The organism is Absiella sp. AM09-50, assembly GCF_003433845.1.
Taxonomy (GTDB): Bacteria; Bacillota_I; Bacilli_A; order Erysipelotrichales; family Erysipelotrichaceae; genus Hoskinsella; species Hoskinsella hominis.
Window position 1 is genome coordinate 39,704 of the sequence record NZ_QVFI01000023.1, and the last position, 20,833, is coordinate 60,536.

The 20,833-nt window shown below is 35.3% G+C and carries 22 protein-coding genes; 1 reads left to right on the forward strand and 21 read right to left on the reverse strand.

Features of this window, described 5'->3' with window-relative positions; translation table 11 throughout:
* Positions 1 to 22: 22 nt before the first annotated feature.
* The 17 genes from DW114_RS16220 to DW114_RS16300 form a co-directional block, all read right to left on the reverse strand.
* On the reverse strand, positions 23 to 595 hold the full coding sequence (locus DW114_RS16220; RefSeq protein ID WP_117454777.1) for a GNAT family N-acetyltransferase: 573 nt from the start codon (positions 593 to 595) through the stop codon (positions 23 to 25).
* Positions 595 to 2,235 (reverse strand): SulP family inorganic anion transporter, encoded by a 1,641-nt coding sequence (locus DW114_RS16225; RefSeq protein WP_233509594.1) that lies wholly within the window; start codon positions 2,233 to 2,235, stop codon positions 595 to 597. Before DW114_RS16225 ends, DW114_RS16220 begins: the two co-directional genes overlap by 1 nt.
* A 619-nt stretch (positions 2,236 to 2,854) precedes the next feature.
* Positions 2,855 to 3,040 (reverse strand): PspC domain-containing protein, encoded by a 186-nt coding sequence (locus DW114_RS16230; RefSeq protein WP_117454779.1) that lies wholly within the window; start codon positions 3,038 to 3,040, stop codon positions 2,855 to 2,857.
* Positions 3,024 to 3,761 (reverse strand): ABC transporter permease, encoded by a 738-nt coding sequence (locus tag DW114_RS16235; RefSeq protein WP_117454780.1) that lies wholly within the window; start codon positions 3,759 to 3,761, stop codon positions 3,024 to 3,026. The genes DW114_RS16230 and DW114_RS16235 overlap by 17 nt, the downstream gene beginning before the upstream one ends.
* A gap of 9 nt (positions 3,762 to 3,770) precedes the next feature.
* Positions 3,771 to 4,505: an ABC transporter permease gene (locus DW114_RS16240; RefSeq protein WP_117454781.1), complete on the reverse strand. Its 735-nt coding sequence runs from the start codon at positions 4,503 to 4,505 to the stop codon at positions 3,771 to 3,773.
* Positions 4,498 to 5,421, reverse strand: a complete 924-nt coding sequence (locus DW114_RS16245; RefSeq protein ID WP_117454800.1) for an ABC transporter ATP-binding protein — start codon at positions 5,419 to 5,421, stop codon at positions 4,498 to 4,500. The genes DW114_RS16240 and DW114_RS16245 overlap by 8 nt, the downstream gene beginning before the upstream one ends.
* 143 nt (positions 5,422 to 5,564) lie before the next feature.
* Positions 5,565 to 6,485 carry a sensor histidine kinase gene (locus tag DW114_RS16250; protein ID WP_117454782.1) on the reverse strand — a complete coding sequence of 307 codons (921 nt, stop codon included), beginning with the start codon at positions 6,483 to 6,485 and terminating at the stop codon, positions 5,565 to 5,567.
* Positions 6,486 to 6,487: 2 nt separating this feature from the next.
* Entirely contained in the window at positions 6,488 to 7,195 is a 708-nt protein-coding gene (locus DW114_RS16255) for a response regulator transcription factor (protein WP_117454783.1), read from the reverse strand.
* Positions 7,196 to 7,584: 389 nt separating this feature from the next.
* Complete coding sequence (gene scpB / locus DW114_RS16260; protein ID WP_117454784.1) at positions 7,585 to 8,142, reverse strand: SMC-Scp complex subunit ScpB; 558 nt, start codon at positions 8,140 to 8,142, stop codon at positions 7,585 to 7,587.
* On the reverse strand, positions 8,129 to 8,869 hold the full coding sequence (locus DW114_RS16265; RefSeq protein ID WP_117454785.1) for a segregation and condensation protein A: 741 nt from the start codon (positions 8,867 to 8,869) through the stop codon (positions 8,129 to 8,131). Before DW114_RS16265 ends, scpB begins: the two co-directional genes overlap by 14 nt.
* A 146-nt stretch (positions 8,870 to 9,015) precedes the next feature.
* Positions 9,016 to 9,912, reverse strand: a complete 897-nt coding sequence (locus DW114_RS16270; RefSeq protein ID WP_117454786.1) for a DUF4261 domain-containing protein — start codon at positions 9,910 to 9,912, stop codon at positions 9,016 to 9,018.
* 4 nt (positions 9,913 to 9,916) lie between these two features.
* Positions 9,917 to 10,420 carry an AAA family ATPase gene (locus tag DW114_RS16275; protein ID WP_117454787.1) on the reverse strand — a complete coding sequence of 168 codons (504 nt, stop codon included), beginning with the start codon at positions 10,418 to 10,420 and terminating at the stop codon, positions 9,917 to 9,919.
* Positions 10,417 to 10,851, reverse strand: a complete 435-nt coding sequence (locus tag DW114_RS16280) for a GNAT family N-acetyltransferase (RefSeq protein ID WP_158552309.1) — start codon at positions 10,849 to 10,851, stop codon at positions 10,417 to 10,419. The genes DW114_RS16275 and DW114_RS16280 overlap by 4 nt, the downstream gene beginning before the upstream one ends.
* A 122-nt stretch (positions 10,852 to 10,973) precedes the next feature.
* A complete protein-coding gene (locus tag DW114_RS16285) occupies positions 10,974 to 12,323 on the reverse strand; it encodes a spore germination protein (RefSeq protein WP_117454789.1) in 1,350 nt (449 codons plus the stop codon).
* Positions 12,320 to 12,670: a stage V sporulation protein AE gene (gene spoVAE, locus DW114_RS16290; RefSeq protein ID WP_117454790.1), complete on the reverse strand. Its 351-nt coding sequence runs from the start codon at positions 12,668 to 12,670 to the stop codon at positions 12,320 to 12,322. The genes DW114_RS16285 and spoVAE overlap by 4 nt, the downstream gene beginning before the upstream one ends.
* A 2-nt stretch (positions 12,671 to 12,672) precedes the next feature.
* Positions 12,673 to 13,665 (reverse strand): stage V sporulation protein AD, encoded by a 993-nt coding sequence (gene spoVAD / locus DW114_RS16295; RefSeq protein ID WP_117454791.1) that lies wholly within the window; start codon positions 13,663 to 13,665, stop codon positions 12,673 to 12,675.
* A 4-nt stretch (positions 13,666 to 13,669) separates the two neighbouring features.
* Positions 13,670 to 14,110, reverse strand: a complete 441-nt coding sequence (locus DW114_RS16300) for a SpoVA/SpoVAEb family sporulation membrane protein (RefSeq protein WP_117454792.1) — start codon at positions 14,108 to 14,110, stop codon at positions 13,670 to 13,672.
* Positions 14,111 to 14,317: 207 nt separating this feature from the next.
* Between DW114_RS16300 and DW114_RS16305 the strand changes: the two genes are divergently transcribed.
* On the forward strand, positions 14,318 to 14,842 hold the full coding sequence (locus DW114_RS16305; protein WP_117454793.1) for an NUDIX hydrolase: 525 nt from the start codon (positions 14,318 to 14,320) through the stop codon (positions 14,840 to 14,842).
* Positions 14,843 to 14,911: 69 nt separating this feature from the next.
* On the opposite strand, the gene DW114_RS16310 is transcribed toward DW114_RS16305, so the two are convergent.
* The 4 genes from DW114_RS16310 to DW114_RS16325 all read right to left on the reverse strand — a co-directional run bounded on the left by DW114_RS16310 (position 14,912) and on the right by DW114_RS16325 (position 20,784).
* Positions 14,912 to 17,092, reverse strand: a complete 2,181-nt coding sequence (locus DW114_RS16310; protein WP_117454794.1) for a DNA topoisomerase III — start codon at positions 17,090 to 17,092, stop codon at positions 14,912 to 14,914.
* A gap of 2 nt (positions 17,093 to 17,094) precedes the next feature.
* Positions 17,095 to 18,879, reverse strand: coding sequence for a MutS family DNA mismatch repair protein (locus DW114_RS16315; RefSeq protein WP_117454795.1), 1,785 nt, complete (start codon positions 18,877 to 18,879; stop codon positions 17,095 to 17,097).
* A gap of 11 nt (positions 18,880 to 18,890) precedes the next feature.
* Positions 18,891 to 19,646, reverse strand: coding sequence for an EcsC family protein (locus DW114_RS16320; RefSeq protein ID WP_117454796.1), 756 nt, complete (start codon positions 19,644 to 19,646; stop codon positions 18,891 to 18,893).
* A gap of 394 nt (positions 19,647 to 20,040) precedes the next feature.
* Positions 20,041 to 20,784, reverse strand: a complete 744-nt coding sequence (locus DW114_RS16325) for an Abi family protein (protein WP_117454797.1) — start codon at positions 20,782 to 20,784, stop codon at positions 20,041 to 20,043.
* Positions 20,785 to 20,833: the final 49 nt, after the last annotated feature.

Consider the following 20,833-nt stretch of genomic DNA (forward strand, 5'->3'; position numbering starts at 1 on the left):
AAAAAGATGTTGTCCTGACACATCATTTTTGATATGCGGACAACATCTTTTCTAATTGTATTCTATTTAAATTCTGTATGGATATGACAGGACTAGGATCATCATATGGCAATAGATTTTTTTCATAAACTCCCACATCCAGCCAACGGCCGTGTTTATAACCTGTCTTATGATATACGCCACACTTTTCAAAACCATATTTTTGATGCATGCCTTCACTTTTTTCATTTGGAAGTGTGATCAGACTGTATGCATTTTTTATACCCTGCAGTTTTAAGATATCGATCATTGCCTGAAACAGGATACTACCATAGCCTTTGGATGTATACTCCTTGTGAAAGTATTGTGATAATTCAACATCCCAGTCATATGCCTTTCTTTGAAACATACGATGCGCATAAGCATATCCGATGATATGTCCATCTTCTTCTAATACCAGATAAGGATAATCCTTCATGATATCACTCATACGTGTTTGAAATTCCTGTAAGGATGGTACATCATATTCAAACGTGATCTGCGTCTGTTTTACATAATATGCATAGATATCTAAAATTGCCTGTGCATCTTCTATTTTCGCAAATCGTATATTCATCATATACTCCTTTCTTCTTCATGGTAAATGCCATCTAAATAAGTAATTGCTTCAATCGCATCCCATACGATATTATCAAAGCTTTCTAGTATTTCATAGCGTTCTAATTGATTCATGACAGATGCACTTACACCACATAATATAACACGAATATGCTGTTTTTTACAGCCTGTGGCGATATCATTTAACTCCTGTACACCATTTTGATCAATAGATGGAACTCCACGCATAGAGAAAATTAATGCTTCTGCTTCTGTGATAGACGCTTTTAATACCTGCTTGATTTTTCCTTGTGTCGCAAAAAACATTGGACCACTTAAGTATATCAGTTTGGTTTGTTCATGTGAATATTTTAAATCTTTATCTAATCGCTTAAAATCGACATCTTCTACACTGATAGATAAATCTGAATTATTCACAATAAATAAAATACAAGATACTAAGATGCCAATGAAAATGGCGATTGTTAAATCAAATACAATGGTCGCAATCATAGTTGTAAAAAACTGTGCCAGATTGGTTTTCAGCTTTTTATCGAACATGTGATGAATTTCTTTCCATTCATTCATACGCCATGCGGTCATCATCAATACACCGGCAAGTGCTGCCATGGGTATTTTTGACATATAAGGTCCTAACAAAAACATAGATGCCAATAATACAAGAGAATGAATCATCGATACAAGACGTGTCTGTCCGCCTGCTTTAATGGCAACACTTGTTCTAGCGATAGCTGCTGTAGCAGGTACTCCACCAAAGAATGGTAAAATCGTATTTCCAATCCCCTGTGCCAAAAGTTCACGATCGGCATGTAAGGGTTCATTTTTCATTTTTGATGCACTTGCCCCACATAATAAGGATTCAATCATTCCCAAAGCAGCAATACTTATAGCCGGCATTATCAGGTTCTGCATATTTGACCATGGTATCTGATCCATAAACAAGCGGACATCCGGAAGCAGAGTGGATGGAATTGCACCTACCTCTTTTACCTCATAAGGTAAGAGCATATGGAAAGTTAAAGCAATTAGAATTGCCGCAAGTGAAGATGGAAACACACTTTGCCATTTTTTAGGCCATATGATCATAATACCAACAACCATGGCACCAAACAACAATGTCATCCCATCAATAGAAAACCCCAGTTGTCCATAAGACGCCAGTTTTTCAATCAGATTCGTTCCAGATGATGTTGTCCCAAAGAAGTTATCAATTTGTCCTGCGGCAATAATGATCGCAATACCACTGGTAAAACCGGTCACAACACTTGAAGGAATAAATGAAACAATTCTTCCTACTTTAAATACAGAAGCAAGCATCAAAATGATGCCTGACATCAAAGATGCCACAAAGACTCCCTGTAAACCATATGTGGCAGATAAGCCAATCAAGATAGCACTCATAGCACCGGTTGGTCCGGAAATCTGATAAGATGCCCCTGATAATCCTCCGATAACGATTCCAGCGATAATCGCAGTAATCATACCTGCAGCAGCATCTGCACCACTGCTGACACCAAATGCTAAAGCAAGTGGCAATGCAACAGCCGCAACTGTAAATCCTGCCAGCAGATCCTTTAAAAACCGCTGTGTATTATATCCCTTGAATTCCCTTTTTAAATCATTTACAAACGTGTTCAAAACAATTTCCTCCTCAAAAATAATAGACAGGTTTTATTATATGTGTTTTTTATTCAAAATGAAACAAAAAAATTACATTTTTCACAAAAAAAGAAGAAACCCTTTAACGATTTCTTCTTTTCTATATTGCGCTGAAGTCATGTTAATATTCTCTGGTTTCCTCATCTCTTTTATGATCAGTTTCACCATTTCACATGTTCCTTCAGCTGCTATAGATACTTTTTCATCAATTCTTATCACGCCTTAGGCTTTCACCATTTCCAACACATTGTTCCTCATGGCTTTCACCTGCTTGATTTTTCCTTGATGTCATCCTTCCTGACTACATGATTCCCAACGTCCTTGGCTCTGGTATGTTCTGCATACTTCCAAGTCTAATCGGTTTTTGTCATTCTTGATGTTTCTCTATAGCCTTTTCACAAGTGGCCATTACTGTCCTGACGCTGGATAAGATAGATACTTTATTATGTTCTTCCTACCTCTTGCCAGTTTCATGAACCATTTGTTAATAAGCTTTTTTCTTTGTACCTTTAATACGTTTACAGTATAACCCGCATCTTTTCATTCGTAAATATTTTTGGAATAATTTACAGTTTTATGGAATAATTTGCAAAATATCTTATTTTGTTTCTTTTGGCATGACAATCATAAAAATAATATACGCAATCAATCCACTGGAATAAGCCAGTGTAAACAATACAAACAACAAACGTATTATCTTAGGATCGATATCAAAAAATTTTGCTATGCCACCACATACACCGGCTAAATATCTTCCTTTTCTTATTCTAACCAATTTCTTCATGATGTAAACCTTTTACTAACATGCCTGATATACAGCCACATATCCATAATATGATAAGAGAACATATCCAGCTTTGTGTGGTTGTATCATAATAACCTGATATACCAAACACAGCCGTTATTGGATATAATGTTTTTAACGTTTGTGACATACTCATAAACAGTCCTGCAAAAGAATATATTTCCGTAAGCACCATGGATACCCAATAACTTTTTTTCAAATAGGGCGCAATCGCAATGAATGGTGATACAGCAAAGAATACACCAATCCCATCCAACAGATACATTTTGAAAAAGCTGCCGATTAGTGCCCATGATAAATGTGATACATGTACGCAAACCTCTATGAAAAGCGTAATGAAAAACAACAATAAATATATGAGAACACAAAATATAAATGTCACGATCAGCTTCGCAAATGTCAGCTTTGTTTCATCAACTGGAATGAGGCGTAAAGATTTCATAGTATCCTCCTGCTCCTCACGACAAATCATGTAGCTTCCTAAAAGAGCAATCATGGCAGGCAGGACAAACAATGTTGCCCATACCTGTGTAGTTGTCAGATACCAGCCAGTTAAATCCATGGATAATTGTTCATTTGATAATGTTGTAATACCACCGATATAAACGATAACTGCAATCAAAACAGTCGCAAGCATTGTAATGAAAACAATATTAGAACGCTTGAGTTTTTGAAATTCTGCCCATAATAATATCCGCATGCTTCCACCTTACTTTCTTTTGCTTAACTTTATGTTCGCAAATAAAACAGAAGCTATGCCCCATATACAAAGACTGATCAAGGCAATGGAAACATTCGTCTGTGGAAGTGTAAAACCTGAAAGTGTCCCATTTCTTGCGATAATCACAAAAACGCAGGATAAAGGATGTATGCAGGAATTTACAGGTGTGATAAATACACCGGCAAATACATAGATCAACGTTACACATACAGGAAATATATAACCTTTTTGTGAAGCGGATAACGCAAAGACGGGTAGTATCGCAACAGCTGTCAATACCGCAATTTCGATACTTCGTTCAAGTAAACGCAGGATATCACCCCAGTCAAATGCTACATAATGTGGTAGCACACTAAACAATACAGATGCAAATACATTCAATAACATAAAACAGATGCCATAGATCAATACAACAAAGAACTTGCTAAATAGTAAACCCATTTTACTTACCGGTACGATCCATAACTGTTTCAACATATCATATCGGTTTTCATCATGCATCAACATGGTAGCAAATAAACCTAATACAAATGGAAGGATAATAAATAACGTATAGTTGTATGAGGACCATTTATAAAACGCTGCAGGATCTATATCTTTTTGTCCTAAGTAACCAAAATATAGAAAAGCAAAGAATGGCATGATCCACGCTGACAATAACATGAGCCATATCTGTTTCTTACGGCGCAGCTTACAAAACTCAATTGAAACCAGTTTAAGCAATGCCCTCACCTCCTGTGATTTTTTTGAAATAATCTTCCAGGGTATCATTACAGATACTAGAGCTGATGACAGTGATGTCCTCCATAAATAATGCTTTATTGATTTCTCCCATATGCAGAGTTGTATCATAAATACGAATGGTTTGTTCATCCTGTACAGAATAATCAAATATATGAAATTGACGTTCTAAAAGCAGCGTTGTTTTTGGCACATCAGATACCTGTAACAAGATGTATTTACGATTTCGTTTTTCTAATGCTTGCATACTACTTTCTTCCAGAAGCACACCATGATCAATAATACCAATATCATCCGCAAGTAATGCGATTTCAGAAAGAATATGACTGGAAATGATGATTGTTTTTCCATATTCATTGCTTAATCGTTTGATAAACTCCCTAACTTCTGCTATGCCGATAGGATCAAGACCATTGGTTGGTTCATCTAAAATCAACAATTCTGGATCATGCAGTATCGCATTCGCAATCCCAAGACGCTGTTTCATTCCAAGCGAATATTTTCCAAAGGTTTTTTTATCTTTATAAGGCAGTCCAACAATCTGTAAGGCTTTCTTTACCGCATCATGGGTTGGTGTGCCTCGCAGTCTTGCGAATATCTCTAAATTTTCTGTACCTGTCAAATTTGGATAAAATCCTGGAGTTTCTATGATTGCGCCAATACGAGGATATATTTTCTTTTCCAGTCCTTTTATATTTTTTCCAAACACTTCTATGTTTCCAGAAGTGATTGGCGTCAATCCTAAAATCATTTTCATGATCGTTGTTTTCCCAGCACCATTACGCCCCAACAAGCCATAAATACGACCTTCTTTCACATGCAGGTTCACTTTGTTCACAACTGTTTGTTTTCCATATTTTTTTGTTAATTGGTTTGTTTGTATTACATGTTCATTCATATCAATTACCTCACTTTCCATAAACCAGTAATATGGTAATGATTATTTACCACTTACACTATGCATTATATCGAAACAACCTTGCCAAAACCTTGCTGAAATCTTGCTTTTACCTTGCTTTACGACAAGAAAGCTCCGTATCTCTACAGAGCTTTTGGTAATGATATGATAAATTCAGTTCCAACATTAGGAGTACTGTTGGCGATGATAGTTCCTTTATGTATGCTTACAAGTTCTTTTGTGATCGCAAGTCCCAGCCCATTTCCTCTAGCGGAGCGTGAGTCATCACATTGATATAATCGCTCAAAGATATGTGGCAGATGTTGTGAGGTGATGCCCTTTCCATTATCCGCTACAATGATCTGTACCTTTTCTTGTTCTTCCATTAAAGATATTTTAAGCAGGTCTGCTTCACTGTGAACGATTATATTTTGTATTAGATTATTAAGAATACGGGTATACGCATTTTGGTCAATTCGCATAAAACACTCATTTTCTGGAATATCGATTTCGTATGCATTATGGTTATTTTCCAAAACAGGTATCCAATCCGCCATAATATTACGCGATAATTCATTTATATCCAAACGTTCAAAATGAAATACTTGTTCTCCAGAATCTAATTTTACCCATTCAAACAGATTTTCTACAAAATGCTTTAAATGCTGTGATTTTTCATAAGCCACATGAAGGTATGCATCTTTTTCTTCCCCTGTCACAATATTATTTTCAATCGCCTCCAGATATCCCACCAAAGAAGCAAGAGGTGTTTTCACATCATGAGAAAGACTTGTCATTAAGCGTTTATAGGCCTGTTCCGACTGCTTTTGATGAATCAACTGTGCCTGGGCACTCATTGCGATTTGATTAATGTCATAACAAATTTGTTTTGTCATGTCTTTTTGTGCAAGTACACGTCTGTTTAAATTTCCATCTTTTAAATCCTGTAAAACATCTTTGATAAATGTGATTTGCTCCTTGATATGATACAACTTCACAAGCAGATAGATGATGATACACAAGGCGATGATGAGTGCAATGAAAAGATATTGTTGTATATCCATTTTTATGCCTCCTTATTGAATCGATAACCAACACCTCTAACGGTCTGTATATAAAATGGATGTTCTGGATCTGGTTCTATCTTTTTTCTTAACTTACTAATGAAAGACATGATATTGCTGTCATCAAATGCATATTCATCTTCCCATACCTGCGTATAAATCTGTTTCTTTGTAAATATACGCCCTTTATTAGACGCAAGAAATAATAATAGATCAAATTCTTTACCTGTTAATTCTACAGGCTGCTCATTCACCTCCACAATACGACTTGTTTTATCAATCATCATGCCTTTCAGTATCAAGCGCTCTGTATCCCCTGTAAAAGTAGGATTTAAGGTTGTATAACGGCGAATCAATGAATTCACCCGCGCCATCAACTCATTGATACTAAACGGTTTTGTCAGATAATCATCTGCACCTAAGCGTAATCCAAAGACTTTATCATCTTCTGCATTCTTCGCTGTCAACATCAAAATAGGAATATTATTTTCCTCCCTGATTTTCTTTAAAACTTGAAACCCATCCATGTAAGGCATCATAACATCTAAAATGATAAGTGCCAATGTATGACTATCTTTATTTTCTTCCATCAGATGTAGCCCATCTATCCCATTATGGGCAATCATAACATATAAATTCTCCTGTTCCATGCACTTTTTCATTAAGGCACACAGGTCTTTGTCATCATCAATAATCAAAACACTATGCATGATCTATTCCAACTCCTCATCTTTTGTTTAATATTATATTCATATATTTCAACAAAATCAAGAAAGTGTCCCTGATTAAGCAGAGTATAAAATTAATCTTTCTTTTTTTGAAACATTATAACTTCTAAAAACAATGAGAAAAAACTGATGAATAATAGTGACCACAAAAGAAATGTGTGAGATTCTATAAACTCAAGCACAAGAATCCTTTCATCTCCCGCAATACTGCCTTTCCAAAACAGTGTCAGCATCATACAAAAAATGATAAAGCTAAATAGTAATTTTATAATGAAAATATTTCATCATCATTGCCTTCTTTCTTTTTATATCGATAGTATAACTTATAGATTATGACTCGTAAATACCCACGCGCATAAAAAAAGAGGAGCTTAATCCTCAAATAATTCACTATCTTCATCTTCATGGAAAGTAGGCAGTTCTGGCAGTTCCTTTAAACTTTCTAATTTAAACGCATCCATAAATTCATCTGTGACTTCATATAGAAACGGTCTGCCTGGTGCATCACTTCGCCCGCATTCTTTAATTAGGTTTCTAGCTAACAGCTTTCTAACCATCATATCGCAGCCGACACCTCTGATTTCTTCAATTTCTCCACGTGTAATGGGCTGTTTATATGCAATAATCGCTAGTGTTTCAAGTGCTGCCTGTGATAAGGTTGAAATCTTTGTAGATGCGAACATTTTTTCCGCATAAGGATGAATATCCTGTTTAGATACAAATTTATAGATTCCCCCAAAACGTACCATCTCATACCCACGACGATCATCTTCTAAATATTCTTTCATCATTTCATCCAATAGCTTTTCAATATCTTCTGCTGTTGTATCATCCTCTAAACAGCTTTTGATCTGTTCAACACTTAATCCTTCATCCCCTGCGATAAACAACAGACCTTCAAATATTTTCTTCATATTAGGCTGTGGCATATACTTCTTCTCCTTTAATAATCCATATTTCTTCATCCTGATCAATCGTAAAGCTTAACTCCCTGTGCTGGATTAAATCCAGTATTGATAGAAATGTAACGATGACCATATGCAGACTGGTACAATCATTACATAATTCTTCAAAGCTCATCTTCCCTTTCCAATCTCTCAAACGTTTTTTAATCTGTACAACACGTTCATCCAAAGATAATTCTTTTACCGTCATTTTGGTTTCATAAGGATGTGCCAGCACCTGACGGCGAATTACCTTTTGCATCGCCTTGATCAAATCATAAGGATTTCCTCTTAAATCTTCTTCAATCGTTGTTTTGATCCATTTATTTGCTTCTTCACTTAACGGCTTTGAAAACAACATCTGTCGTTCTGCATATTTCTTTTCAAAATCAGCTGTTACTTCTTTAAACCGTTGATATTCCAACAATCGCTGTGCAAGCTTTTGTTTATCTTCTTCATAATCCTCTTCTACCTCCACCTTTTCTCGTGGCAATAGTTTTCTGCTTTTATATTCTAAAAGTCCTGCAAGTTCTGCCAAATATTCACTTGCGACTTCTAAATGCATGGATTCCATGGCATTCAAATAGGTTAGATATTGTTCAGTTAAAACATCCATATCCAGATCAAACAAATCCAGTTTATTATCTTTTACCAGATGCAGCATCAAATCCAAAGGTCCTTCAAACTGATCTATCGTTACTGTAAATGCCATTGTACCACCTCACAAGTAACAATTATATCATAGGAATTTCGTTTGTGCTATATTTTCTTAAGCCTTCCCTATGCTTCTAAAGGTTTGTCAATATAAGAAAAAAAGAAAATATGTAAGCTCATGCCTACATATTTTCCTGTCATGATTTAAATTTCCCGATTTCCTGCCGCAAATTCTTTTGGGCAGATATCCAATACATCACGAATTGGCTGAATCAGACTTTTTTCATATTGGCAGGTCCATGGAATATTTTGATCCATATATCCTTCTTGATTAATACCATCAATGGTATCTTTAGATTCAATTGGAAAATCATGTTCCAGCTGATAAGATAACACATTGTATACATAACCAACGACATGATTAGGGTTTAAAGAATGAAAATGCATTTGTACATCTGGATATTCTAAAGCATATGCGCCTATAGAGTCAATTACATGCTCATCTTCTTTTCCCTGGATGTTGAAGAAACGTACATTCACATACATATTAATAAAGCGATAGACAATATCTTTATCCTGTACAGATAATATCTGATCACGTGTCATAAACTTTCCTGAACAATCCATATAGGTTCCTATACAATCCGGATACATTTCCAAAGCTGCTTCTACTGCATGAACCATTAATTCCATACGCTTTTGATATGGCAGGCCAATGCTCATCATATCAAAGACTGAAATTCCATATTGACAATTTGATAATTGTTCTAATGCATTTTCTACATCCCAATACTGACTTTTTTCTAGATCACTAATGGCATCCAATTTAAATTCCAATGGTTCTATCATATTCAGCATTGCAGGTACTTCTACTTCCTCTTTTGCGTCATTTAACATTTTTGTACAATATCCTTTTACCGCAAACATGGATAAGTTTCCATCACTGACAAGATCTATATCACCTAAGCGTTTCTCTAAAGCTTCTTTATATGCATCCGCGCTGCATAATACCGGCTTTTCATGAAATAACAGTTTCGCAAATAATAAATGATGCTCCTGTGCTACATCCTGCACATCTTGTTGTAATACGTTTTCTTCCATTTTTTCATTCTCCTTTTATGATTTCTTCTATCTCATCCAAAATATCTTCTATCGTCTTATCATCAATATCAACTTTGATGGTATCCATACATTCATATTTTTGTTGTCTTGCTAAACTCTGGGCGATACAGGAAGCATGACGTTTTCCTGTATCAATATCATGTTGTAAATGCTTTGTGAGGGTTTCATTGTTTAAACGAAGAGTAATGGTATAGATATCCACTGGTTTGTGTATACGGCTGATTACTTCATTGATGATTGCTGCCTCATCCATCACCCAGCAAAAGATGATATGTTCATAATCTTTTTGGGATATGAAATTGTTTAACAGATAAGTGATATTATCAAGAACCATGGCTTTGGTATCTTCATTTACCACAAATGGATCTGCCATCCAGCACCAGTCACCATCTAGCCAAACGCTATGAGGCAAGCGTTTATTCAACGCTTTACATAGTGTGGATTTACCTGCCCCCATGGTTCCATTGATCAATATTAATTTTTTCATTTTTGTTCCTTTCCCAAAGGATAGGTAAATTTATCATGTTGTTGCATCATCCCTTGCTTTTTATAAAATGCATGTGCAATCTGCCTGGTTTTATTACAGGATAATTCAACTTGTAAAGCACCTTTTTCTTTTGCACTTGTACATAAGGCGGTAAACATTTTAGAACCAATTCCCTGATGTTGATGCGTTTGTTTTACACATAATTCTTCAATTTCTGCGATTTTTGCGCAATGATGTAAGGGATAATGAAAATAAATACTGCCAAAAGCGATAACACCACTATTTTCATCTACCATATAAATAAATTTATCATCCTTTAAATTACGCTTATAATGCATAAAAAAGATATCTTTGTCAAAGGCTGTTTCTTCTAATTCACAAATCAATTCATAAATAGCATCTGCATCTTTAATTGTCGCATATCGTATCATCGTATCACTTCCAACCGTGTTTATTATACCATGGAAAGTGTAAAACATTCCATCTAAAAAATCCATGATAGGATTGTATCATGGAAAGTTTCATATTACTTTGATAAAAAAAGACTAGATAACTAATCTTTTTTAACTTTAATAGGTGCCCCCACAAAAATTCGTTTACATTCCTTATAGGAGAAAGGAATGAAGGGATATAAATAAGGAAACTTGATTGTTTTTGTAGACAGTAGAATCAGCATATGGATGAATACGCCAATACAAAATCCATTACATCCAAAGAAAAGTGCCAGGGTACCAATGAAGATACGAAAGACTTTATTCGCAAGGGATAACTCATAACTTGGAGTTAAAAGATTACCAATGTTTGATACTGCCACCATAATTAATATTTCTGATGTATAGGCACCTAATTCAATCGCCATATCACCTAACACAAATACTGCAATAAAACTCATGATGCTGGATAAGATACTGGGTGTATGAATCAGGGACTGACGGATCCATTCCACAACGATATCTGCCAAAATTACTTGAAAACCAAAGGTAATGGGATGAATATCCAACATAGGAAGTTTTAACATCGTAGGAATACGATCAATCAAAAGTCCAATCCATAGTGGCAACAGATATAAAGAAAATGCGATACCAATTAAACGCAATACCCTGGTAAATATGGCAACCATGGTTGTCTGGGTATATTCTTCAATTTGTTTGGTTTGTTCAAAAAAGGTAGTGGGAAGAATCATGGCTGTTGGTGAATTATCTACCAAGGCAATAAGATATCCTTGTAGAAGATGAATGGCACAGATATCTGGACGTTCTGTATAACGCACATGTGGATAAGGATTCCATGTTTTGCCATATAAGGATTCACACAGATTACGCTCACTTAATATTTCTGTTTCATCTAACATTTTTAAGCGGTGTTCAAAGTCTTGTAAAACATCTACATCCACCAATTCATCAATATACAGATATGCGATATCCGTTCTGGTTTTAACGCCTTCTTTATTCATCGTGACCACAAGTCGTGGATCACGAATCCTTCTGCGTATCAATCCAACATTTAAAATCACATTCTCCACAAAGCCATCATGTGATCCCCTTACGCTTTTTTCTACGCTAGGTTCTGAAGTAGAACGAGCAGGATAATGTCTAGTTTCTATACAATAATAATCATCACTATGCTCTAATAGCACAAGTGCCTGTCCGCTTAATAAATTGGTGATGGCTTTCTTATCATCCTGTATTGCTTCTACGCCACCGGGATAAAACGTGATATTCAAATGGTTGGATACAGTAGATACAAAGCTTTCGACAAGTCTTGTGATTAAAGCACTGTCACTTAAACTGGATATAAAGAATACCCATGCCTGTGTTCCCTGTATGGATAAATGACGGGATACCACATCAAATGATGAGGATAATTGTGAGGATATGATGTCATAACGCTCCTGCAGCTTCATGATTTTGGTTTAAACACCAACGCCACTAGAAAAGCAAACAAGATGGCAGAGGTAATTCCTGCAGCTGTTAAATCAAACATGCCAAGTAATATTCCCATCAAACCTTCCTGTTGTGCTTTCGCAAGGGCTCCATGAATCAGGGAATGTCCAAAGCTTGTGATGGGAAGACTTGCTCCCATACCTGCAAATTTTAACAATTTATCATACCAGCCAAAAGTATCAAGTGCCGCACCGATGACCACAAACAAAGATGTAATATGTCCAGCAGTTAATTTACTGTGATCATAGATCAACTGTCCCACAAGAGAGATAGCACCACAAACAAGAAATGCATTCAGATACATCATGCTTACTCACTCCTTTCATAAACGATGGCGTGTGCGATACATGGAATAGATTCCTTCTGCTGCACTGCCACAGGGGATAGTAATGCACCCGTCGCCACTACCATAATACGTTTCATTTCCCCTTGTTCAATCATATTTAAAAGCTTTGTCAAAGATACACACATACTGCATGCACATCCACTTCCTCCACAGAATACTTCCTGATCATCAAAGTTATACATCATCAAACCACAATCATGTAAACGATTATCAATGTGATAATTCTCCTGTACTAGTAAATCAGTTAAGAATGAAAATCCAATTTTTGATAAATCGCCTGTCACAATCATATCGTAATCTTTAAAATCTCGATGAGTATCTTTAAAATGTGTCTGGATGGTATCAAAAGCAGCCGGAGCCATTGCTAAGCCCATATCATTGGCATCTTTATGATCCCAGTCAATAATCTTTCCAGGTGTAAATGCACTGACTTTTATATGTGAGGGTGTTTTAGATAATACGACAGCACCTGCACCCGTAACCGTTGAAGTCGTGGTTTCTTTTTTCTGTACACCATATTCATTAGGATAGCGAAACTGGCGTTCCGCTGTTGCTACATGAGAACTTGTGAAGCTTACCACATTGTCTGCCATATCGTGTTCTACCCATAATGCTCCTTGTCCAATAACTAGAGAAGAAGTAGCACATGCGCCATACATACCGATGAATGGTACAGCTAAATCCTTCGCAAAATAATGAGAACTTGTTAATTGATTAATTAAATCACCGCCTACTAATAAACCGATATCATCTACCTTTAAAGAGGCTTTTCGCAATGCTGCATCTACTGCATCATAAACAAGCATTCGTTCCGCTTTTTCAAAGCTTGTTTCTGTACAGTAATTATTATCATAGCTTTTATCAAATAAATCTCCTAGTGGACCATCTTTTTCAAGAGGACCTACAGCAGTTGCTCTGGATTTGACATATACATTCTTAAAATTTATCGTTGTCATAATTCTACGCTCCAAACATCAAATAGCGGATCGTACCAAAGACAAATGCACTTGCGATGCCATAGGTTAATACACTACCTGCAAGTTTAAACATATTGCCTCCAATACCATAAATAAAGCCTTCTGTTTTTCCTTCTAATGCACAAGAAGTAAGTGAGTTGGCAAAGCCTGTAATGGGAATAAATAGTCCTGCCCCACACACCTGAGCTGCTTTATCAAAGACACCAAATCCTGTTAATATAGAAGTAATCAGAATGACAGTTACCACACACATGGGCATGGCTGTTTCCTGATCAATACCTAATACAATCATATAGATACGCATCAGCAACTGGGCTGCGGCACCTAATGCACCTCCGCTTAAAAATGCTATCAGTGCATGTTTTCCTGCATGCTTGGCAGGTTCATGTTTTTTCGCTGTTTCTTTTAATTGTTTATTATTCATATGTATCCTCCTTCCCTTTCAGTATGTGCATTCCATAAGGTTTTATAAGCAAAATTCAAAAAATCTTCACATAAAATCCACCAGTTCTTTAAAGCTGTCCTGCATATAAAAGATCCAGTGTTTAAAACAGAATATCATTTGAATATGTTTAAATAAGGTTGTTGAAAGAAGCAAGTTGCTTTATAATAAAAGTCGAGGTGAGTTGACATGCAAAAAAAAGTATCATCAAAACAAACATATGAAGCAAGAATTTTTACCATCAGCAAGGATATCATAGAAGATGATGCAGGAAAACAATTTGAAAGAGATATTGTACACCATCACGGCGGCGTTGGTGTTTTAGCCAGAAAAGGCGATCAGATATTATTTGTTCATCAATATCGTCCTGCTGTTGATGCCATGATGTTGGAAATACCCGCAGGTAAGTTAGAAAAAGATGAAGATCCTTATACCTGTGGATTACGTGAATTGGAGGAAGAAAGTGGCTTTACTTGTGATAATTTATCATTGATTTGTGAATTTTATTCGACGCCAGGTTTCTGTAATGAGAAATTATATATCTATGAAGCAAGTGATTTAATTCCTGTGGAGCATCCAAAAGCAATGGATGAAGATGAAGAAATCGAATTATGCTGGTATGATATTGATCAGGCATTAGATATGATCAAACGCAAAGAAATTATAGATGCGAAAACGATCATTGCGATTCAATATGCAGCTATGCATAGATAATAAACAAAAAGGGTTGGGATAGTTAACAACATGGTGTGAACTGCCCAGCCCTTTTATTTTATATATAAATTATGATTTTTTCTTCATTGCTTCTTCTAATGCCAGCTGAAAAGCACTTTTTTCCTGTTTTACTTCCTGCTCCTGCTTTTTCATATATGCCTTTAACTCTTGTTTACCGGCTTTATTGCTTTTTTGCTTTAATTGTTCATTAAAACGGTCAAATTTTTCACGGAAACCACAGCCGCAGGTATATAGACGTTTTTCCTTTTCTCCAACCACAGTTAACTTTTTGTGACAGTTTGGACATCTTGCATTACTGATAAAAGATAATTGCTGTTTATATTTACAGGAAGGATCACTGCACACCAATAACTTACCACGTTTCCCATTGACCTCTAACAAGTTTTTACCACAAACAGGACATTTTTTCATCGTCATATTGTCATGGCGATAATTTGCTTCACTGTTTTTTACTGCTTCTACAAGTGAAGTTGCATAGGTGCGCATCTCTTGTTTAAATGCGCCATCCTTCATTTGATTTTTCGCAATTTTAGTTAATTTTTCTTCCCATTTAGCTGTCAATAATGGTGAACGCAAATCTTCTGGCACTAAAGAAATTAACTGGATTCCTTTACTTAATGGATAGATATAATTACCACGTTTCTCAATATAATTGGTTTTAAACAGCTTTTCAATAATATCTGCACGAGTTGCGACAGTCCCTATGCCATTCGCATCTTCTAAAATAGTTTTCATTTTAGCATTGTTTATAAATTTGCCTGGGTGCTCCATTGCGGATAATAAAGTTGCTTCTGTATAACGGGCTGGTGGATTGGTAAAATGTGTAGATAATACAACCTGATGAATAGAATACTGTTGTTCTTTTTGTACTGCTGGAAGGCTTTGATCATCAATTTCTTCTTCATCTTCATCAAAGACATCTTTTAGATTATATAATGCTCTCCATCCAGCTTCTACTACGATTTTACCACTTGTTTTAAAGGTATGGTTTTTACATTTTGCACTAATTCTTGTAACGTCATACTCACTGGCTGGCATAAAAACTGCCAAAAACCGTCTAACTACCAAATCATAGATGTTGCGTTCATCTCTTGATAGGCGGTGTAGTTCTACATATTCCTCCGTTGGAATGATTGCATGATGATCACTTACTTTACTGTTATCAACGATACGCTTATTGGTTTTTATACCACTTTTCAATAGCTTTTGCGCAAATGGTTCATAAACATCAATAGAGATTGACTGTAGACGTTCTTTTAAAGTCGGGATGATATCATCACTGATATAACGTGAATCTGTCCTTGGATACGTAAGCAGCTTATGTGTTTCATATAAACTCTGCATAATATTCAAAGTCTGTTTGGCACTGTAGCCAAAACGTTTATTCGCATCTCTTTGTAACTCTGTTAAATCATATAATAAAGGTGGCAACTCTTTTTTTCGTGTTTTCTTCACATCTGTGATGATAAGTTTTTGACCTTTTAATTCATTAGCAATCTGTTGTGCCTTTTCTTTATCAAAAATCTGTGACTGCTGTTTTTCATTTATATATTGTAAATCAAAACTATCACTCTTAATCTTCATCACTTGATATTCTACCGGCTTAAACTTTTTGATTTCTTCCTCTCTTGCCACAATCATGGCAAGGGTTGGCGTCTGTACACGACCTGCGGATAATTGTGCATTGAATTTACATGTTAATGCACGTGTTACATTTAAACCAACCAGCCAGTCAGCCTCCGCACGACAAACAGCGCTATGATAAAGTGGTTCATATGCTTTCGCATCTTTTAAATTTGCGAAACCCTGTTTGATTGCTTTATCCGTTTGAGAAGATATCCATAACCGTTTTAATGGCTTATGAAACCCAGCCATTTTGATGATCCAGCGGGCCACAAGTTCCCCTTCTCTTCCTGCATCTGTCGCAATGACAAGCGATGAGATATCTTTTCTTAACATCTGCTGTTTCACAACACGAAACTGTCTGCCCGTTTCTTTCATTACTTTTAACTGCATTTTTTCAGGAAGCATGGGAAGATCATCCATGCTCCATGTTTCTAATCGTTTGTCATAATCCTGTGGATCAGCCAGAGTAACCAAATGTCCTAATGCCCATGTGACAACATAATCATTGCCTTCTACATATCCTTCTTTCATTTGTTTACAGCCAAGTACCCTTGCCAGCTCTTTTCCTACAGAGGGCTTTTCTGCCAATACTAAAGTTTTCATTCCTATTCCTCCCAGAAGCCGGCCATTTTCATCAGCTGCTTCGCATTTGTTGTCTTACAACGTCCATCTTTTAACGTATAGTCAAAATGGATTCGATCATCTTCATAGTATTCAGAGAAGTGATAATTTCTTGCCTGTATCTTCTCATCATATTCCAGATCACATAACTCAAAATCATGTGTACTAACTGCACAGATCACCCATGGCAAATGTAATCGGACAATTGCCTGTTTTGCGCACAGGATACGATCCGCACTATTGGTTCCTTTAAATATTTCATCAATCAATACCAGAATTGGTTCTTTCTTTTTGCTTTCCTCCATCATTTGTTTAATACGAAGAATTTCTGCATAGAAAGTAGAAATGCCTTCACTGACATCATCATGTACCCGCATGGAAGTATAAATAGATAATGGTGAAGCGATAAATTCATCGGCACATACAGGTGCTCCAGCCTGAAACAAGATCATATTGACACCAATGGTACGAAGGAAAGTCGTCTTTCCTGACATATTGCTTCCTGTAATCACATAAGAGCCATCCACCATCTGTAAGGAATTAGAAACAGCTTTTTCTTCATTGATCAAAGGATGTGCCATATGCTTCATATCAATCATAAAAGTATTTGATACTTCTCCAAAACAGATATGATCTTTTGCATATCCTAACTGGGCAAGTGACATCAACGCTTCCATTTCACCAATTGCCTCTAACCATCCACGAACATGATTTCCATATTGATCTTTCCATTTTTTTAATGCTCGCATGCAATGAAAATCCATCAAAAACAAGCCATTGGCAAATAAGAATAAGATTGAATTACTGCGTACTCTTACAAACCCCAATATTTGATTTAATTTACGGATACCATCCTGTGCATCGGATAACTGCTGCTTTAACTGTAGTAATTCTTCACAATCAAAGGATTGCTTTGCGACATTCACAAACATTCGTTCATAATCAATAATCAAATCATGCATACTTTCTACATAGGACAGTTGCGCACTATTTCCCATAAAAAAGATAAAAGCAAGGCATAAAGTCACGGTAAAACATCCCATTGCGATTTCAATTTGAAGTTTTCCAATACCACATAAGATAAAGGATAGGATTACCATAACTGGCATAATATAAGATAATAGTTTTAATATCACAGGCTGTGATGCCATAGTTTCTTCCATATAAGTTAAAAAGCTGTCTAACTTTTTCTTTTTTAATTTCTTGGCATGTTTAGAAAATAAACGTGATAACATATTCATTTCTAACGTAAAACTTTGTTTATCAATCAATTCTTTTACCGCATTTTGACGTTTTATAATATTATCTGGCTGTTGCTTTTTCACGGATAATAAGTGAGCAAGTGCTTCTCTTCCATGTAATGTACTTGCGACATTTAAATATTGAAACAGGCTTGCTTTTCCAAACACATCTAAATCCATTTCCTGCGTCATATCTTCTTTTAAAAAGTCTATCCCTTGATCTTCAAAGCTTTTCCATTCTTCATTTTTACGTTTTACGATACCATCATACACTTCTATCATGGTTTCTTTATCTTCTAATTTGCTTTTTACTTGACGATGTAAATATGCAATATAAAGAAAAACCACAACGAGTATAATGGATACCATATAAAAAATCCGATTACTTGATTCTGCCTGATAAATAAAAAATATAACACCAATCACTAATAAAAAGCGAATGGTAGAAAAGCGGGATGCTTTTTCTTTTAATGTTTTCATATCCTGATGTAATGCTTTCATCTGTGCTTCTATATTTGTTTGATTCATTGTCAACACTCCTATCTTCCTTGATGTAATAACCGTTTTTTATAAGACGTTCTTGCGAATGTAAGGATACGATTTTGCGTAGAGGTGCTCATAAAGGCACCAGCAATTCCTGCAATTGGAATCCCCTGTAGAAACTTTGATTGAAGTTCACTATATGATAAAGCATGAGAAGTATATGTCATCAACTCGCTTATGGAATATTTTATTTTTTGTCCATGTTCCATGGCATCCATCATATTTTTCCATTCTTCCCGTTTTTCTTCTTCATCACACATCGCACATATGAGTAACAGCACATATGCCTGTTCCTTTTCTTCATGAATGTCATAGCCATATATTGTTGCGATTTGATAAATACCAGATAATAAAGTCGCAAGATATAATGGAATATCTGGTATTCCTATGCCAAATAATCCTAAAACACTGCTTTTTACTTGTGTAATTGCCACATGTTGATAACTCGTTTTTCTTGCATTTTGATCAAACCGTTTTAATTTCTGTTTATTTTGTTCACAATCAAAACTACTACGAAAATATTGGGCAAGTTCTTGTTTATCTTTGATATGTGTTGCCTTTTCTATCCATGGTGTACCTTTTTGAAAAATTACAACAAATGATTTTTCAAAAGCTGTTTCTAATGCCTGCATGGCTTTAACTGGAACATGTGTTCTTATCTTTTTTTGAATTGGACCACTTAAAGATTGCTTGTGTAATAAACGTTCTTGTTTCTTATTTAATTTTTTTACAATTTTTTTTGTTTTCAGAATGAACTCCTCCGTTTTTCACGTGGTTACATTATAGCACGCAACTGCTATGAAATAAATCGAAAAGATATGGAACTGAAAAATATATCATAGTATATAAAGCTAAGCTTATATAAATCAATAGTATTATATTGTTGACTTTTTCATAGTCATCCGTTACAATATAGATGCGAAGTTGCCAAGAGGCAGCAGGAGGGAAGCTCGTTCTATTATGAAGGGGCTTCTCATTTTTTATACAAAAATAAAAGCTATATACAAAAGCGTATAAAACATTACTTTTGTGAATTTTTATCATTTTATGGTTGACTTTCTCACAGTCATCAGCTACAATATAGACTTAAAGTTGCCAAGAGGCAGCAGGAGGGAAGCTCGGTTTAATTACTAGGCTTCTCATTTTTTATATTACTTTTATTATTCCTTTTAAATAGGAAATAAGTTTAGCGTTATTTTTATTAACTTCAATTTCAATTAATGGCTTTTTAATTTTTGAACTATCATGTGTTACAGATCTATAATAATTCAGTTTTAATAATTTTATAAGGGAAATCAATCTTTTCTGTTCTTCAAGACTTGATAGGTTTTTGATAAAAGGAATAATGGGTTCATAATGGTTGATATTGTTTCTTAAAAGTCGGATATAGTTTATCTTATTTGAAAAGCCGCTAACAAATTGATTATTCTTTCTTTGCCGATATATATTATTCACAAACGCAACTCTATCTTTTAATTTTAAAAAATTAAAAATAATTTGTAATTCTCCTAGTGTCAATTGATGTAAAATCACCCATATAGGAATTGACGTATGATTTTTCTTATAGTGTTGATACAAATAATTATTCACATTTAGTTTCTTTTGACCTAACATGATGACTTTCTCAACAACTTCCCTATTCTTTTGCATGACTAACTTATTTCCTTTGATGATCTTTGTATTTTGATAGCGATAGTATATATCCAACATATCTAATTGATTTTCTTGCTCTGTCAATAATTCTTGAAATAACGAATAATCATTACAATATGCATTTCCAAGTTTTACCATCTTATCACTTAGCGTTGTCGCAAGATAAGCTGTCAACGCTTGTTCGAAACATTTTATGTAAATGTTTAAACGTGTTGAGATGAAATCATCAATTTCAATGAAATTTTATATCTGATTTTTGATTATCCGCATAAACACTATACTTTCA

What these genes read in the sequence shown, in the direction of transcription:
- DW114_RS16220 (WP_117454777.1), bottom strand. Translation starts at nt 595, where the DNA reads ATGAATATACGATTTGCGAAAATAGAAGATGCACAGGCAATTTTAGAT.
- DW114_RS16230 (WP_117454779.1), bottom strand. Translation starts at nt 3,040, where the DNA reads ATGAAGAAATTGGTTAGAATAAGAAAAGGAAGATATTTAGCCGGTGTA.
- DW114_RS16235 (WP_117454780.1), bottom strand. Translation starts at nt 3,761, where the DNA reads ATGCGGATATTATTATGGGCAGAATTTCAAAAACTCAAGCGTTCTAAT.
- DW114_RS16245 (WP_117454800.1), bottom strand. Translation starts at nt 5,421, where the DNA reads ATGAATGAACATGTAATACAAACAAACCAATTAACAAAAAAATATGGA.
- DW114_RS16250 (WP_117454782.1), bottom strand. Translation starts at nt 6,485, where the DNA reads ATGGATATACAACAATATCTTTTCATTGCACTCATCATCGCCTTGTGT.
- DW114_RS16255 (WP_117454783.1), bottom strand. Translation starts at nt 7,195, where the DNA reads ATGCATAGTGTTTTGATTATTGATGATGACAAAGACCTGTGTGCCTTA.
- scpB (WP_117454784.1), bottom strand. Translation starts at nt 8,142, where the DNA reads ATGCCACAGCCTAATATGAAGAAAATATTTGAAGGTCTGTTGTTTATC.
- DW114_RS16265 (WP_117454785.1), bottom strand. Translation starts at nt 8,869, where the DNA reads ATGGCATTTACAGTAACGATAGATCAGTTTGAAGGACCTTTGGATTTG.
- DW114_RS16270 (WP_117454786.1), bottom strand. Translation starts at nt 9,912, where the DNA reads ATGGAAGAAAACGTATTACAACAAGATGTGCAGGATGTAGCACAGGAG.
- DW114_RS16275 (WP_117454787.1), bottom strand. Translation starts at nt 10,420, where the DNA reads ATGAAAAAATTAATATTGATCAATGGAACCATGGGGGCAGGTAAATCC.
- DW114_RS16280 (WP_158552309.1), bottom strand. Translation starts at nt 10,851, where the DNA reads ATGATACGATATGCGACAATTAAAGATGCAGATGCTATTTATGAATTG.
- DW114_RS16285 (WP_117454789.1), bottom strand. Translation starts at nt 12,323, where the DNA reads ATGAAGCTGCAGGAGCGTTATGACATCATATCCTCACAATTATCCTCA.
- spoVAE (WP_117454790.1), bottom strand. Translation starts at nt 12,670, where the DNA reads ATGATGTATCTGAATGCATTTCTTGTTTGTGGTGCTATCTCTCTTGTG.
- spoVAD (WP_117454791.1), bottom strand. Translation starts at nt 13,665, where the DNA reads ATGACAACGATAAATTTTAAGAATGTATATGTCAAATCCAGAGCAACT.
- DW114_RS16300 (WP_117454792.1), bottom strand. Translation starts at nt 14,110, where the DNA reads ATGAATAATAAACAATTAAAAGAAACAGCGAAAAAACATGAACCTGCC.
- DW114_RS16305 (WP_117454793.1), top strand. Translation starts at nt 14,318, where the DNA reads ATGCAAAAAAAAGTATCATCAAAACAAACATATGAAGCAAGAATTTTT.
- DW114_RS16310 (WP_117454794.1), bottom strand. Translation starts at nt 17,092, where the DNA reads ATGAAAACTTTAGTATTGGCAGAAAAGCCCTCTGTAGGAAAAGAGCTG.
- DW114_RS16315 (WP_117454795.1), bottom strand. Translation starts at nt 18,879, where the DNA reads ATGAATCAAACAAATATAGAAGCACAGATGAAAGCATTACATCAGGAT.